We start from the raw sequence: 15,792 nt of genomic DNA, 5'->3' as shown, positions 1-15,792 counted from the left end.
TTTAAATCTAACAAGCAACATCTTAAAAAAATAAAAAAATGAAAACAATAAATCTAAAAAGACAATTGAATCGCTTATTCATGTCTGCCGCTTTAATTTTGACCTTATTAGTGTCTGCCACTTCAATCGCACAAACTGCGCCGGCGAAAGTTAAAAATGTAGTATTGGTTCACGGAGCATTTGCTGACGGCTCAGGATGGAGAAATTTATACGATGTACTTTCAAAAAAAGGATATAAAGTTACCATTGTTCAAAATCCGTTAAGTTCTCTTGAAGATGATGTAGCAGCAACCAATGTGGTATTGCACAATCAGGATGGTCCAACGATTTTGGTGGGACATTCGTGGGGAGGTGCTGTAATTACGCAGGCCGGTAATCACGCTAATGTTGTGGGATTAGTATATGTAGCCGCTTTTCAGCCGGATAACGGAGAATCGGCTTTGCAATGGCTGCAAACGGCTGCTCCCGCTCCCGAGAATGGTGTTTTGGCTCCAAATGATAAAGGGATCGTTTATTATGATGAGGCCAAGTTTCATGCCGGCTTCTGTGCGGACATTAGTAAGGAAGATGCCGCTTTTATGTACGCTTCGCAAGGTGCTTTTTATGCCAAAGGTTTTATCACACCTATTACAAAAGCGGCCTGGAAAGATAAACCGGCTTATGCAGTAATTGCTACACAGGACAAAAGTATCGATCCTTCTATTCAGCGTGCCATGTACAAACGTTCGAAAACGAAAGCGACAGAAGTAAAAGGAAGTCACTGTGTTTTTATCTCACAACCGGAAGCTGTGGCAAACGTAATTATTGGTGCAGCTAAAGATCTAAGCGGAAAGTAATAGAATGTTATAGAATCTGCACAATCTGCACAATCTGCGTGAAAGAACTTTTGATTGTTTTAATTTGATGATGTATTTTTTTTCTCCTCCATTGATCTTAATAATTGAAACATTTTTCTAAATACAAAAAGCCAAAGTACTGCAAGGTATTTTGGCTTTTTTGTATTGATTCCCGATAGGTATTTACCGGGTAGTAGCTTTAATAAAATAAGGAGAGTCGTTCCATCTTATTTTACGATAAGCAAAGTTTTGCTGCAAAGATTCCGGTAAGCAATTCCAGATGGCTTCGTTCATTTTTTCAAGTAATAGCTTCTTAGAAAAAGTGTCAGACACCACCAGACTGATTTCGCGTACGGGTTTTGGATCTTTAAAATGTTTAAAAAGCCCGGTTTCTACTTCGTTAATCATCGAAAGTTGAGGGATTATGGCAAATCCTAATTCGGCCCGTACCAAATTTTTAAGGGTTTCAATCGAGCTAATATCGTAACTGAATTGTTCTTTAATTTTTCCCGTACTTTTGATATCACAGATATCTAGGAGCTGTGCATTGTAACAATATTCGTTTTGAAGCAAAAGCAATTCGGCCCGGTCTGAAGGCTGCAATTCGTAATGTGATGCTGCGGCCATAGGATGTACCGTATTTAAGTACGCGACAAAAGGTTCTTTAAAAACCGGATGCTCCATTAAATGAGGATTTCCGGTAGGAGTTGCCATAATAGCTACGTCCAGAGCTCCTGTCATAACATCATTCATCAATTGTCCGGTATTGGCTTCTTTTATAATGAATTGCATTTTTGGAGTGGCTTTTTTCATGGCCTGAATAAAAAGAGGGATCAGATAAGGGGACAAAGTCGAAATGATTCCAACTTTAACTTCGCCTTCCAGTTTGTTTTTCTCATTCACTACAAAATCTCTGATTTCATCGGCCTCGCGAAGTATCTTTTTGGCTCGGTTTATAATTTCGGTTCCAAGAACGGTAGGGGTTAACGGAACCTTGTTTCGATCGAAAATTTTAATTCCAATTTCTTCTTCCAGATTTTTTAGCTGTATGGTTAGTCCGGGTTGCGATACCAAACAAACTTCTGCGGCTCTTGCAAAATGACGTTCCTCGTCTAATGCTACAATATATTTTAATTGCTGAATTGTCATCTCGATTGGTATATTGGATATAAAGGTAGAAAAATATAACGGAGCGTTTCGGTGTTTTTTAATCTAAGCACGAGAAAATGTAAAATACAAACGGAGAATATCAAAAATGTTCAGGATATGTAAACTAGCCGACATTAGGAGACTGTAAGAGTTCTTAATTTCGATTTACTAAATGATATCACATGAGAACACTATTTTCTTTTACAGCTATTTTAATACTCTTCGGATGTGAATCTGAAGGAGAACTGACGCGCGAAAAAATTGGTTCAATGGTAGTTTCTTCAGAAGCAATTTTGCTTTCTACAGGAACTTTTGAAGCTGAGGGAGGCAATACCGTTACCGGTTCTGCCCAAATTTACAAAGAAGGGGATCTGTACAAATTATCACTTAAAGATTTTAGTATTTCCAGTGGGCCTGATCTTAAGGTTTATCTTTCTAAAACCAATCGACCGGACAGTTTTGTAAATCTCGGAAGTTTAGGAACAGGAAATTCACAGACCTATACCATTCCGCCAGGAGTAAATTTAACAGCCTATCCTTATGTATTAATTCATTGTCAGCAATTCAATCATCTTTTTGCTACTGCTGCTTTAAAATCCAACTCATTATGAAAATTAAATTTTTGCTAGTTTTAGCCACGTTTTTTATATTCAATTATAGTAAAGCACAAGGCTGCAGTGACGCCGGTATTTGTAGTATTGGAGGAGCATTTCACGAAAATGATGACAAGAAGAATAACCATATCGAATTTGGAACTGTTCTGGGGAAAGGCGATGTAGATGTGAAATATTTGTCGGGTTATATTGCTTACACCAGAAGTTTTAATGAAAAGTGGTCGGGAAATGTAAAAGTGACTTCTCAGTATGCCAATGGAAGTTTCGGAGGAAAAGCTTCGGTTGGTGATGCTTTTTTAACGGCAAACTATACTCCGGTTACGACAAATTTGTACAAATGGAGTTTTACTTCGGGGATTAAAGTTCCGTTTAACCAAAGTAATCTCAAAATAAACGATCATCCGCTTCCAATGGATTATCAAAGCAGTCTTGGAACTTTTGATTTTTTGGGAAGTGTGAATCTGAACTATAAAAACTGGGATTTTAATTCTGCGATACAATTGCCAGTCATTAATATAAACAAGAATTCTTATTTCAGCGAATATTCCGGTACAGATGATTTCGTGACCACCAATTTATTTGAGAGAAAACCGGACGTTCTTTTACGAGGAACCTACACCATAAATACAGCCAATCGTAAATTTTCGTTCAAGCCGAATTTGCTTTTCATTTATCATTTAGGGGAAGATACTTATGAAGATATTTATGGACAAAGACAGATGATTAAAGGCTCTGACGGACTTACCATTAATGGAAATCTAATTGCAGGATATCATTTTTCATCCGGAAGCAGTATCGAAGCCTCGGTTGCGACGCCTTTTGTAGTGAGAGAAGTCAGACCGGACGGACTTACACGGGCATGGACAGCAGGGGTGAGCTATAAAGTGCGTTTTTAAAAAAAATGGAATGGTGACTCAAGTATAAATAGGTTGTGAAGAAATAGTGTCGCACAGAAATTTAATGTGTTAAATAAGTAACGCAAATTTTTTCGTACATCATTTTTAATTATTTTGCGCAAACCATGATCAGATGAACTGAAAAAGAACCATATCCGTCCTTAGATAAATATGTTTCTAAGCAGGAGGGATGCTTATACTCTCAACTGGTGTGGGAAATATATATTCTTACTTTAAATGCCGAAATCAAAAATGATGAAATCTGTACACGCTCAAATTTTACACTTACTATTATTATTTATTGGAGTTGCTTCCATAAATGCACAAAACTACAAACCTGCTGATGCCTTAATTGGAAATAAAACTCTTAAAAAAGGAGTATTATCCAATGACATGACGTATTATATTTATCCAACAGCAGTAAATAAAAACACAGCAAGTTATTATATTATTCAAAACGTAGGCTCTATTTTAGAGAATGACAATCAGAAAGGATTGGCACATTTTCTGGAGCACATGGCTTTCAACGGAACTAAAAATTTTCCCGGAAAAGGAATTTTGACGACTCTCGAAAAACAAGGGGCTGTTTTTGGAAATAATATAAATGCTTACACCAGTTTTGATGAGACGGTTTATAATTTTGACAATATTCCATCAACAGATCCTAAAGTAATTGATACTGCATTGCTGATTTTGCACGATTGGTCCCATTCATTACTATTGACCAATGAGGAAATTGATGCCGAACGTGGTATTATTGTTGAAGAATGGAGAACCAGGCAAAACGCATCAACCCGAATTTCTAATTTATTCAACCCTTATTTGTACAACCATTCGCTATATGCTAACCGTGTTGCTATTGGTGATATGGATATTGTAAGACATTTTGATTACGCTTTGCTACGAGATTTTTACAAAGAATGGTACCGTCCCGATTTGCAGGCAATTGCAGTTGTTGGGGATGTAAATGCTGAAGAAATTGAGCAAAAAATAAAAATATTATTTGCTGATATTCCGAAAGCTAAAAACCCGAAGAAACGATTTGAGGTCGCAATTCCGGATCATGAGGAACCTTTTTTTAAGTTAGCGCTCGATAAAGAAATAACAAATTCGACTATATCTTTTAAAATCATTCAAAATGGCGCAGGTCAGAGTCAGACTTTTGCTGATCTGAAGCAGTCAATAACGAGGATAATGGCGTTTTCGATGCTCAACGACAGATTGAATGAATTAGCACAGAAAGAAAATTGTCCGTTTAAAAATGCGGAGGCTTATTATTCTAATTTTAGAAGAGTGAATGATGTAATGGGGATGGATATTGCTCCAAAACCAAATAAACAGGCAGAAGCTTTAGCTGTAGTTATGGATGAGTATATACGTGCCGGAAAATTTGGTTTTTCGGAAGGTGAAATTCAAAGAAAAGTAACTTTTATTAGGTCTTTTTACGAAAACTATATCCAATCAGAGAAAGAAGTTTCACATAGCAGTATTGCCAATAGTATACAATCAGATTATCTTTTACATCGACTGTTTACAGATACTAAAAGCGAGTTTGAAATGATACAATCTATTTTGAAAGATATCGATTCAAAAGCTCTTCAGGTCGAATTAACTAGTGGATATACTTCAAAAAACAGAGTAGTGACCGTTGAAGGGATGGAAAATGAAACCAATTTAACAAAAGAGAACGCTTTTGCTATTATTGCCAAATCAGAAAACAATCCTAATTTAAAGCCTTATGCAGACAGTTTTAATGATAAGTCACTGTTGACAGATGTAACGATTGTTCCGGGCAAAATTACTGCTGAAAAGGAAAGTAAAGAAATCGGTGCTACTACTTATACTTTAAGCAATGGCGTAAAGGTGCATTATAAATTTGCAAATAAAAATGTTAATGATGTACAGTTGTATGCGGAAAGTTTCGGGGGGGCGTCGTTATATGATCTCAAAGATCTGCCATCGACATTTGCACTGAACGGTTTGACAGATGCTTCAGGTGTGGGAGCATTTTCTAATATTAATTTGGAAAAAATTCTTTCAGGAAAGGTTGTCGGTACGGGAATAAATGTAGGAGCTTTAAATGAGACGGTTTCGGGTAATGCTAAAGTAAAGGATCTCGAAGCAATGCTGCAATTGGTGCATCTGCGTTTTGTAAAGCCACGCTTTGACAAGGAAATTTATGATATTAAGAAATTAGATCTTCAGAATTATCTCGAAAATAAAGACAAGGATATCAATGCAAAAATGACCGATAGTATCAATGCAATTGTTTACGGAAAAAATAATCCCAGAGTAAGAATTTTGGATCAGCAGTTTATTGATGATTTGTCTTTTGAAAGAATAAAAGCAATTTATAAAGAACGATTTTGTGATGTTTCTAACTTTGAGTTTTTTATTGTAGGTGACGTAGCGCCGGAAGTGCTGAAACCACTATTAGAAAAGTACATCGCTAGTATTCCCGGTATAAAAAGAGAAGAAACATTCAAAGACAAAACACCTGTCTGGAGTTCCAATAAAATAAACAAAGAAGTTTTAATTAAAATGGAAACGCCTAAAAGTACGGTCAATATTCAGTTTGAAAGCGATTTTAAATACACTTCCAAAAATGCTGTTTTGGTGGATATGCTGCGTGACATTTTGACTTTACGCTACACAGAGAATCTTAGAGAAAAAGAAGGAGGAACTTATGGTGTTCAGGTCAGTGCGGCAGCTTCGAGATTTCCAAAAAATACGGTTGCCCTATCGATAAATTTTGATTCAGATCCGATCAAAGTGAACAGTTTACTTCCTATAGTGTACGACGAAATTAACAAAATTAAAAAAGGCGTTTTGTTAAAAGAGGACCTGGTGAAAACCAAAAGCAACTACTTGAAATCAAGAGAAGACAGTAAAAATTTCAACAGCTACAGTTTGAGTTTATTATACAATTTTTTTGAGTACAATATAAACATGGATAATCCTGCAGCTTATGTAGATATTGTAAATAGCATCACTGAAAAAGATATTCAGGAGTTTGCTAATGCATTTCTAAACAAAGCCAAGTCTTACGAAATTGTTTTTAAACCATTGCAATAATGGGTATTGGTATATAGTAACCCGGTAGCAGTGAATAGGAATACATTAATGTGACAATACAAAAGAGATATGAACAGCGTCATCAATGAAATTGTAGAGAATCTGCAAGATCTGCAAGAGAAAAAAGATATGCAGACGCTTTGGCATAAAGGTTTTTGTCTCCAGCAGATTTAAAAGTGCTAAACACAGTGTAATTTATAAATTCTGCGAAGGAAAAAGGATTAGGTTAATGAGGTGGGTGAGTAACCAAACTGTTTTTTAAAAGCATGCGAAAAGTGAGAAAGATTTTCAAAACCAACTTCGTAGCAAACATCGCTCGCTTTTTTTTGATTGTGAGTTAACTGATAGTGTGCCATTTCTAGTCGTTTGCGCGTTAGCCATTTTTGCGGGCTGGTGTTAAAATGTTTTCGGAAGTCTCTGTTGAAGGTAGAAAGACTTCTTCCGGTGAGATAACCAATTTTATCGAGAGACATATTAAACATAAAGTTACGTTCCATAAAACCGACCAAATCAATTTTCCCCGGTTCTTCAAAGTTGGCCAGAACATCATCAATATTCGGATCAATTATTCTGAGAATGCTAATTGCTTCGGTTATTTTAAGGGAAGCAATATTTTCTGGGAGTTCTTTCATGTCAAAATATGGAATTAACGATGAGAGACAACTTTTTAGTAAGGGATGATTGTTATAATGGTTTATTTTAGAATTTGCTATTGTTTTAGGTTTAATATCGAGTTTTTTATAAAAATCTTTAAGTATGGAAGAAGTCAAATGCATGACCACGGTTTTATGAGGTTGACCGTCTTTGGGATAGTTGATAATAGTAGCCAGTTGGTTTCTTGGAATGAGAAAAATATCTCCTTCCTTAAAAATATGAACGCCATCGGTTTGTACAATCTTAGTTTCACCTGAGATAAACCATACCAGCATGTGCTGATCGAACATCATATCCGATTTAAAAAAGCGATCGGAGTAACAAGATAGTTTAATATCCGGGGTGATGTATTTTGCTTCAAATTCCATGGATGTTTTTTTTGAGAAGGTATAATTTCAAATTTACTAAAATTATGCGGTTAACCATTCGTTACTTTCCTAACGTTTGTTTTTATAAAGAAGTTACCGCTAGTAGCTTGCGGTAACTTCTTTTGTTTTTTGAACCGATTTTTTTTTAGCTAATATGGAAAGAAACATCAGTCATTTTTTCGCTGAGATTCCACAAACGTTTAGCATGGTCTTCTTCTAGAGAATATAATTTCACTCCGGGAGCTACATCAGAATCATCGGCTATGGAAGCAATTTCGGCATCTTCGCAATATATCCCTCCAACATCGTCAAGCAATGGGCTTGTTGCACACCATACAGTTGTGGCCGCACCTTGTGGAATGGTTTTTAAATTGGCCATTATCTCCGGCAAAATAACTCCGTCCTGATCACAGAAACCCATCTTTTGAAACAATTCTAATGACGCTTCTCTGGCAAGTTCCGTTCCGTTTATAGATCCGGGATGCAATGAATAAGAGCGTACACCAAATTCTTTTCCACGATTATCCAACTCGAGGGCAAATAGATTACTGGCTGTTTTGGATTGTCCGTAGGCTTGTAAAGTTTCGTACTCTCTGTAAAGAAAATTAGGATCATCAAAATTGAATGGAGCAAACTGATGGCCCTGTGAGGATACCTGAATAACTCTTGCTGAACCTGCTTTCTTTAAAGCGGGCCACAATTGGGCTGTTAGCTGAAAGTGCGACAGATAATTTGTAGCCAGTTGTGATTCGATACCTCTTTGGTCCCGACGAAACGGAACCCACATAATCCCTGCATTGTTAATGAGCAAATGCAAAGGTCTGTTTGATAATAAAAATTTCTCGGCAAATAGTTTGATAGAATCCGGATCCATTAAATCCATTTGTTCTAATTCTATATTAGGTATATCTGCTAAGTTTTTTTTAGCCTTGGCAAGATCTCTGGCGGGTACTATAACGGTTGCTCCCGCCAGGGCAAGAGTTTTAACAGTTTCTAAACCAATTCCGGTATTTCCGCCAGTAACTATGCCAATTTTACCTGTAAGATCAATTCCTTTAATGACATCGTTTGTGGTTGATTTAGCATAGAATCCTGAACCAATTGGTTTTTGCAAAGCTCCCTGATAATTGTTCTGTTTCATTTTAAAGATTTTTAGATGAATTGTATAAGGCAAATTTATGCGGAAGTTGAGGGAGTGACTTTGTTTAGAATGTCATTTTACTTTGTTTAAAATGTCATTGCGTCTAAAAGGTTATAAAGACTGGGTATACAAAAAAATCTCACAGTAGGATTATATTTAATTACTTTTAAACTGGTGTTAAATATCTTGTTAATTTATTAAAAATTGAATTAAAGGCAATTTCTTTAAGTTTAAATTATTATTTTATTGAATTCATAGCAATGGATTAGGTTGTTATTGATAATTTTGCTGCTGTAAATTTTAAATGGATAGGGGCTGAGTTGTGAAGAGATTTACTAAAAAAATGTAAGTTAATTTTATGACCGTAGACAATTGGCCCAAATATATTCAGAAGTCTTTTATTCTTTTTAAGAGTATTTTTTTTGAATTCCTTTCTTTTTTTAGCTTTAGATCCATATTACCTGATAATAAGGTAAAATTAACCAGTTCTGTAAAGTACATCATTCTCGTTTTTTTCTTAGTTTCATTCCATTCTCAGGCTCAGGTTCAGGAAATCACCCCCCGAATCAAACTGCTAGGAGAGAAATTAAGAAATTTAGATAATCGCAATCAAACAGACAGTATCAGTTACTTAATTGATAAACATCTCACTAAACCTGATTTGAGTGTATATGAACTTCAATTGTTGCATTTTTTTAAGGCGAATTACTATAAAATCATCGGTAGATCATCGGATGCGATCATTTCTTTGAATAAATCTATTGCATTGAAAGGTGAAGGAAGAGAATCGTTGAAAACGTATTATAGGAGTCTTTATATATTATCGGATTTATTATTTACTAAAAAAGATTATAAAAAAGCATTTTACTATGCCAATTTATGCCAAAACGAAATTTCGCCAGCTGACAGTCCGAGCAATTATATAGTTCTGCATTTAATTATTGGATACTATTATTACATCAATTACGATCACAAGAAAAGTATGGAAGAATTTCTGCTCACAGAACGTGTAGCAAAAAAGTATAATCCATGTAAGCTTGCGGAAGTTTATGTTAAAACTGCCCGTGTGTACAGTAGGCAAAACCGAATAGAAAAAGCAAAAAAAGCGATTACCGAAAGTATTAGAGTGGCTGACAGCTGCAATGATTTAGAGAATAAAATTAACGCCTTACGAACCTTAAGAGAAATTATGGTCGAGCAGGGAGAGTTTGAAGCTGCTCATAAAACATTCGAAAGACTGGATCGATTAGTAGGAATAGAGGATACGAAGATTCGAAACAGCCGAATCGATTCGTTTGAAATTGCGAACAAAATCAAGTTAAAAGAACAGCAGAATACTTACCTGAAAAGAATCAACGATAATAAAGAAGAGCGTCTGCAAAAACAGAAAGTGGCTCTTATTGCTTCGTTAATCGGAATTACTTTATTAATCATATTATTGTATTCGATTGTAGTATTGACCAAAAAGCAACGAATTACCAATGAAACACTAAAACTGCAAAAAGAGCAAATTGAAGTAAAAAATAATGATCTTAAACGTCTTAATTTATTGCACCAAAAGATTTTTACGGTAATCTCCCATGATTTTAAGGAACCAATTACAACCTTAAAAATTTTATTAGAGAAAGAAGAGATACTTAAAAATGAAAATGAGATTGTTTCAACCTACATGAAAGCTATTGGGCAACAATTGGAACAATCGGATGCCATGCTTACCAGTTTACTCGATTGGGCCAAAATGGAACTGATTACCGCACAATCGGGTTATAGCGAGATCATGCTGCACAACCTTATCAGCGCGGCCTGTAAGGAGTTAGGGCATCAGGTAAAGGCTAAGAATATTACAATTGAACTTAAAGTAGCAAAAGGTACAATCATTATTTTTAACTCGGCTGTTTTAAGTATAGTCTTGCGAAACGTTATTAACAATGCTATTAAGTTTAGCTATGCAAACAGTACTATTGTTATAGAATATGATCATCATGAAATAATCGTAACAGATTCGGGGAAAGGAATCGAGCAAAAAAAGATTGACAAATTATTCAAACAGAAAATAAATCCGGGATTAGGCACTAATCTGGAATCGGGGTTTGGAATCGGGCTCTATTTATGTCAAGAATTAATGCTGAAAAACAAAGGAACGCTTGCTGTTTTTAACAATGAATCAGCAGGTTGTACTTTCAAAATTATCTTGCCGAAATAGGGAAAACCGCTATTTATATAACAATTTTTTTGTTGCTAATTTGTGCTATGATACATATTGCATTTTTTGAAGACCAACCTATTGTTTGTGGGGGTCTTACTAGTTTTTTTTCAAATCAAAAAGATTTGGAAGTGCTTTTTTACGCAACAAATAAGCAAGATTTATATCTTAAAGTTCAGCAGCATTCAGGATTAGATTTAATTATTGTTGATCTGATTGCAAGTGATGTGCAGGGACTGGAAGTCTATGAATACCTTCATAAAAATCATCCTGATTTGCGAGTAATTGCTTTTACCTCTCTTTCAAGTCCCATATTAGTCGAAAATCTATTGGCTATGGGCGTAAAAGGTTACGTTAATAAAAATCAGGATAGTGAAGATCTTTTAGAAGCCATTAGATTAGTATGGGAAGGCGGAGTTTATCTGCCGGACGACTATGCCTTTTTATCCAAACAAAATAGGGTAGGCACAGCAATTACACTAACGGCAAAAGAGCTTACGATCATGCAATACATTATTAGAGAATTTACTACAGCCGATATTGCCGGCGAACTAAAACTTTCGGTCAATACGGTCGAAAATCACAGAAAAAACATTTTTAGCAAACTCGATGTGAGTAATGTTGCCGGTATGGTGCGCGAGGCGTCAAAACTGGGACATATTAACTAGAGTGTAGTGTTGATTTAGGTCCCTTCGACTTGAGTCTAATCGCTATAATTTTTGAATATCAAGGGATATTCGAAAAGACTTTGTATGGAATTTTAATTATTTATTATATGGTGAACTTTACTTTTTTTATAACCCGGTTTTTTGTTAGAAGAAGCGCTCTGAAGGAGGGTTTCTTAATCTCTTTTACTTCGCTTGATTTTGATGCTTTTATCCGAAAAAGTAATCGCTTTTCACCCGATACATTTATTAAAAATCTTTTTTTTACTCTCATGCATTCGCTACAGCAGCAGGAATTAAAATGGCGTTCAGGTTGTTATCGGGAGATAAATTCTATAGCAGTTACTAATAATCAAAACTATTAAAATGTTGAATAAAATTACATTAAAATTAAGGCAATTACAGCTGACTTTTATACTGTGTTTTCTTTCTCTCTTCAGTGGATGGAATGTCTTTGCTGAAGGCTCTAAGGATTTGTTCCCCAGTGGGGCAACAGGGAATAGAAGTTGGATGACCAGTTCAACCCAAAATATTAGATTGGGGTCAGGAATGTTTATTGGAGGTGTTAATCAAGGGCGGCATTATGTTTATGTCAACGCTGGAGAAACGATTTACGTAGGCTCAAGTGCTCAGGGAATCGCTTCCGGTACAATCAATTTCAGAACACCAAGCGGAACAGTTTATTCGTCAGGGACGGACAAAGTAACCGGTTTAATTGCGAGTCGCGCTGAAGAGTTGGCAGGACCAGCTGCTTTAAGCCCTGGGGGGTATAAAGCTTATTCAAAAATAGTAGGCCCTTCGGAGGCCGGAATTTGGGAAATTGAATTTATTTCACCTGTTCCGAGTGCAACTCCAAATACAGGGACAACTGTATTAGCTGCAAATGCAAGTTGGACTTCAACAAATGCAGCTCATCAGCCAACGAATAATTCATTGATTCTGGCCTGGGATATTACAGTTGCTTCAGGTACAGTAGTAAAACCGGGGCGTACATTCTTAAATGTATTTACCGGAAACATGGGAGCCAATACCCGAGCTTTCCGTGGAAAATTTCGTGTTTTAACGATTGATGGTTATCGTTATTTGGTAGACGGAAATGGGATGGATCCTTTTGTTTTTGCCTTCTTTTCAAATAATAACGGAGTTAAATCAAGAGCTACCGGTTTGCCAATTTACAAGAGTGTGGATATGGTCGATGTGGAAAACAATACAAACTCAGCTTCACCTTCGACGACTCCTTATTTATATTATCCTCCTGAAAATTTTGGTTCAGGGAATGATGTTACGAATAAATTGTTTTATCAGGATCCTGATTTGACAATGCCAACTTCAGCTTCAGTGAATGTAGGAGGCTCAACTGTAACCACCTGGTTGGTGAATAACGTGGTAACAGCTGCTATTTCGAATATCTTTATTTCGGGATCTGAAGGCTCAGTTGGGGTAGGGACACCTCCATTAGGGAGTTATATAAATTTTACTGCCAGTACAAATGGTAATGCTTTAGTTCAGATAGACGGTGATAATGATGGTGTGTATACAGGAAACAAAGACAGAATTATACTTGTAGCTGCCAAAATGGGTGAAAATAAGATATACTGGGACGGTAAGTTTAAAGACGGAACTTATGCTTCTACAGGTTTAAACTTAAATTTAAATGTAGTTATTTTTAATGGAGAAGTCCATTTCCCTTATGTTGATGCAGAAAATAATGCGAGTGGTTTTTTAGTTTCCAGATTAAATGGTAACAGTCCTGATGATAAGATTTATTGGGACGATTCATTGTTTGCTACAGTCACAGGAGAATCTAACCCGAAAACAAATACTACTTTTCCGGGTTTGTCGAGTGCTTCTAACGGACATAAATGGTCAAGTTCCTATGGGGATAACAGAACATTGGATTCATGGGCATATGTGACTACGACATCTCCTGTAGTTACGGTTCCTGTTGTTCAGAATGCTGCCGATTTAGCAGTAACAAGTATTAGTGATGTAACCACTGGTAGTGTAGGTACGGATGTTACCTATACAGTCGTTGTAAAAAATATAGGAGGACCCAATAATGTAACGGGGGCAAAATTTAAGTTTTCGGATTTAGTTTCGGGAGCAAATTTGGCGGTTCAATCTTTTACCTCTTCTTCTACTTTAGGAGGCGCTGTTACGACACATACTATTACTGGAGGTGTACTTGATGCTACCGTTGATTTACCAAAAGATGCGACAATTACATTTACAATTATCGGAAAGATATTGGCACCGGCCGGTACTAATGTAAACGTCAAAGCAACGATCATGCGCCCACAGGATTTAACAGATCCGGATGCTACTGCAGATACTCACGTTGGAACACCGCCGGTAGATCCGGATGTTGAATGTGACGGAACGCCTAGCGGTGTGGGTTGTAACAATATAAAGACTGATGTTTTTACTGTTACTAGTTCTCCTTTGCCATTTCCATCTACTACAAACTCTTGTTTAGGAGTGTTTTTAAGTGATGTAATTTCGTCTAATCCGCCAACCAGTATCTATAAACCGGCGACTTTTACAGGAGATTTTATTGGCCGTGATAACGCCATTAACTTTGCTGTAGGAGGGAATCTTACGATAACAAATGGTGCCGAATACGAAGGACGTAGTTTTGTATATGGGAATTTTACCATGAACAAAACAAGTGCTTTTAATTTGGGAGTGGCCGGAGTAGGGTCTTTTATTGTACCGGATGATAATAAAAATATTTTAACCATAGGGGGGAATTTTGATGCTTCTGCAGCTTCGGGTAATTTAATACTGGGGGGAGAAAGCGGTAATGGTCAAAAGTCCTATGGAACTATAGTTTATAAAGGAACTAAATCTCCTAATGTTAAAATTACCGGAGATGCATCTAAAGTTATTAACGAAGCTACTTTAGATTTAACACCTTATAATGATGCGTTCAATGCTTTACAGGTTTCAAGTACAGCCTGGAATCAGTTGCCAAGTGATCCGAATGTCACTTTTGCAAATGATGGATTCGGAACTTACACGTTTACATGTTTGACACCTGCTGTTTCAAAATCATATGTGATAAACATTCCAAATGTTTTAGCATCAAGACCAAACGGGACTATTAATTTTGTAGGTTTTCCGGATAATGCCAGTTTATTAATTAATGTACCTGGTACAACAACAAACTTTAATATTGCTACATTTCAGTTTAATGGTGTAACTCAGGCAGTAGGTAGTGGGAATAAAACACCTGCGAATGAAGTAGCGCCTTTTTCACTGCGAATTTTATGGAATTTACCTACAGCCACTACTGTTTCTTTAAAAGGAGCTCAGTTTTGGGGAAGTATGGTTATTCCACAACGTACAGGTACGGTTACCAACGAAATGATTGGTATGAACGGTCGTTTTATTGTGGGTGGAAATTTAATTCAAAACATTGGCGGTTCAGAAACACACAATTATCCTTTTAAAGGAGAAATCAGTACCACTGATGCACCAATCGTTACGACACCAGTAAATTACTGTCAGGATGAAACAGCTACTGCTTTAACAGCAACAGGTTCAAATCTGAAATGGTATACTGCTCAAACAGGCGGTGTTGGAAGTGCAACTGCACCAACTCCTGTAACAACAGCTGTTGGCACTACAACGTATTATGTTAGTCAGACGGTTGGAAATTGCGAGAGTGCCAGAACCGCAATTGATGTTGTAGTAAAAGAAAGACCTGTAAAACCAACAACAGGTACAGTAACACAACCTACTTGTTCAGTGGCTACAGGAAGTTTTACGATTTCAAATTATAATGCTGCTTATACATATTTAGTAAATCCATCAACAGGAGTTACTGTTTCAGGAGCTACAGTAACCGCTCCGGCAGGAACTTATACTGTGACAGCTACATTAGGAACTTGTAGTTCAGTAGTTTCAGATGATGTTGTGATCAATGCACAACCTTCAACCCCTGTAAAACCAACCGCAGGTACAGTAACACAACCTACTTGTTCAGTGGCTACAGGAAGTTTTGCGATTTCAAATTATAATGCTGCTTACACGTATTCTGTAAATCCATCAACAGGAGTTACTGTTTCAGGAGCTACAGTAACTGCTCCGGCAGGAAATTATACAGTAACTGCTACACTGGGAACTTGTAGTTCAGTAGTTTCAGATAACGTTGTGATAAACGCACAACCGTCAACCCCTGTAAAACCA

General features: G+C 36.5%; 10 protein-coding genes. 7 read left to right on the top strand and 3 right to left on the bottom strand.

What is annotated here, in order from left to right:
- Positions 1 to 38 precede the first annotated feature (38 nt).
- Complete coding sequence (locus C245_RS0115635) at positions 39 to 836, top strand: alpha/beta hydrolase (protein WP_026110097.1); 798 nt, start codon at positions 39 to 41, stop codon at positions 834 to 836.
- 183 nt (positions 837 to 1,019) lie between these two features.
- Here the strand turns inward: C245_RS0115635 and C245_RS0115630 are convergent, their stop codons facing one another.
- On the bottom strand, positions 1,020 to 1,985 hold the full coding sequence (locus C245_RS0115630) for a hydrogen peroxide-inducible genes activator (protein WP_017497551.1): 966 nt from the start codon (positions 1,983 to 1,985) through the stop codon (positions 1,020 to 1,022).
- 182 nt (positions 1,986 to 2,167) lie between these two features.
- Here C245_RS0115630 and C245_RS23755 point away from each other — a divergent pair, with 182 nt between their 5' ends.
- The 3 genes from C245_RS23755 to C245_RS0115615 all read left to right on the top strand — a co-directional run bounded on the left by C245_RS23755 (position 2,168) and on the right by C245_RS0115615 (position 6,570).
- Positions 2,168 to 2,596, top strand: coding sequence for a DM13 domain-containing protein (locus C245_RS23755; RefSeq protein WP_017497550.1), 429 nt, complete (start codon positions 2,168 to 2,170; stop codon positions 2,594 to 2,596).
- Positions 2,593 to 3,495: a hypothetical protein gene (locus C245_RS0115620; RefSeq protein ID WP_017497549.1), complete on the top strand. Its 903-nt coding sequence runs from the start codon at positions 2,593 to 2,595 to the stop codon at positions 3,493 to 3,495. Before C245_RS23755 ends, C245_RS0115620 begins: the two co-directional genes overlap by 4 nt.
- Before the next feature lie 252 nt (positions 3,496 to 3,747).
- Positions 3,748 to 6,570: a pitrilysin family protein gene (locus tag C245_RS0115615; RefSeq protein ID WP_232424370.1), complete on the top strand. Its 2,823-nt coding sequence runs from the start codon at positions 3,748 to 3,750 to the stop codon at positions 6,568 to 6,570.
- 221 nt (positions 6,571 to 6,791) lie between these two features.
- On the opposite strand, the gene C245_RS0115610 is transcribed toward C245_RS0115615, so the two are convergent.
- On the bottom strand, positions 6,792 to 7,592 hold the full coding sequence (locus C245_RS0115610; RefSeq protein ID WP_017497547.1) for an AraC family transcriptional regulator: 801 nt from the start codon (positions 7,590 to 7,592) through the stop codon (positions 6,792 to 6,794).
- Positions 7,593 to 7,737: 145 nt separating this feature from the next.
- On the bottom strand, positions 7,738 to 8,733 hold the full coding sequence (locus C245_RS0115605; RefSeq protein WP_017497546.1) for an SDR family NAD(P)-dependent oxidoreductase: 996 nt from the start codon (positions 8,731 to 8,733) through the stop codon (positions 7,738 to 7,740).
- A 358-nt stretch (positions 8,734 to 9,091) separates the two neighbouring features.
- Between C245_RS0115605 and C245_RS0115600 the strand changes: the two genes are divergently transcribed.
- From C245_RS0115600 to C245_RS23165, 3 genes are all read left to right on the top strand, one after another.
- The gene (locus tag C245_RS0115600; protein WP_017497545.1) at positions 9,092 to 10,936 is read left to right on the top strand and encodes a HAMP domain-containing sensor histidine kinase; all 1,845 of its coding nucleotides are present in this window, start codon (positions 9,092 to 9,094) and stop codon (positions 10,934 to 10,936) included.
- A gap of 47 nt (positions 10,937 to 10,983) precedes the next feature.
- Positions 10,984 to 11,604 carry a response regulator transcription factor gene (locus C245_RS0115595; RefSeq protein WP_157495883.1) on the top strand — a complete coding sequence of 207 codons (621 nt, stop codon included), beginning with the start codon at positions 10,984 to 10,986 and terminating at the stop codon, positions 11,602 to 11,604.
- Between the two features lie 363 nt (positions 11,605 to 11,967).
- Positions 11,968 to 15,792 (top strand): choice-of-anchor A family protein (locus C245_RS23165; RefSeq protein ID WP_157495882.1); only part of this gene is annotated, 3,825 nt, incomplete at its 3' end.

The organism is Flavobacterium sp. WG21 (assembly GCF_000335775.1).
Taxonomy (GTDB): Bacteria; Bacteroidota; Bacteroidia; order Flavobacteriales; family Flavobacteriaceae; genus Flavobacterium; species Flavobacterium tructae.
Note: the sequence above shows the minus strand (reverse complement) of the source record. Positions and strands in the feature narration are given on the sequence as shown.

What these genes read in the sequence shown, in the direction of transcription:
- C245_RS0115595 (WP_157495883.1), top strand. Translation starts at nt 10,984, where the DNA reads ATGATACATATTGCATTTTTTGAAGACCAACCTATTGTTTGTGGGGGT.
- C245_RS0115635 (WP_026110097.1), top strand. Translation starts at nt 39, where the DNA reads ATGAAAACAATAAATCTAAAAAGACAATTGAATCGCTTATTCATGTCT.
- C245_RS0115615 (WP_232424370.1), top strand. Translation starts at nt 3,748, where the DNA reads ATGATGAAATCTGTACACGCTCAAATTTTACACTTACTATTATTATTT.
- C245_RS0115630 (WP_017497551.1), bottom strand. Translation starts at nt 1,985, where the DNA reads ATGACAATTCAGCAATTAAAATATATTGTAGCATTAGACGAGGAACGT.
- C245_RS0115610 (WP_017497547.1), bottom strand. Translation starts at nt 7,592, where the DNA reads ATGGAATTTGAAGCAAAATACATCACCCCGGATATTAAACTATCTTGT.
- C245_RS0115620 (WP_017497549.1), top strand. Translation starts at nt 2,593, where the DNA reads ATGAAAATTAAATTTTTGCTAGTTTTAGCCACGTTTTTTATATTCAAT.
- C245_RS0115600 (WP_017497545.1), top strand. Translation starts at nt 9,092, where the DNA reads ATGACCGTAGACAATTGGCCCAAATATATTCAGAAGTCTTTTATTCTT.
- C245_RS0115605 (WP_017497546.1), bottom strand. Translation starts at nt 8,733, where the DNA reads ATGAAACAGAACAATTATCAGGGAGCTTTGCAAAAACCAATTGGTTCA.
- C245_RS23755 (WP_017497550.1), top strand. Translation starts at nt 2,168, where the DNA reads ATGAGAACACTATTTTCTTTTACAGCTATTTTAATACTCTTCGGATGT.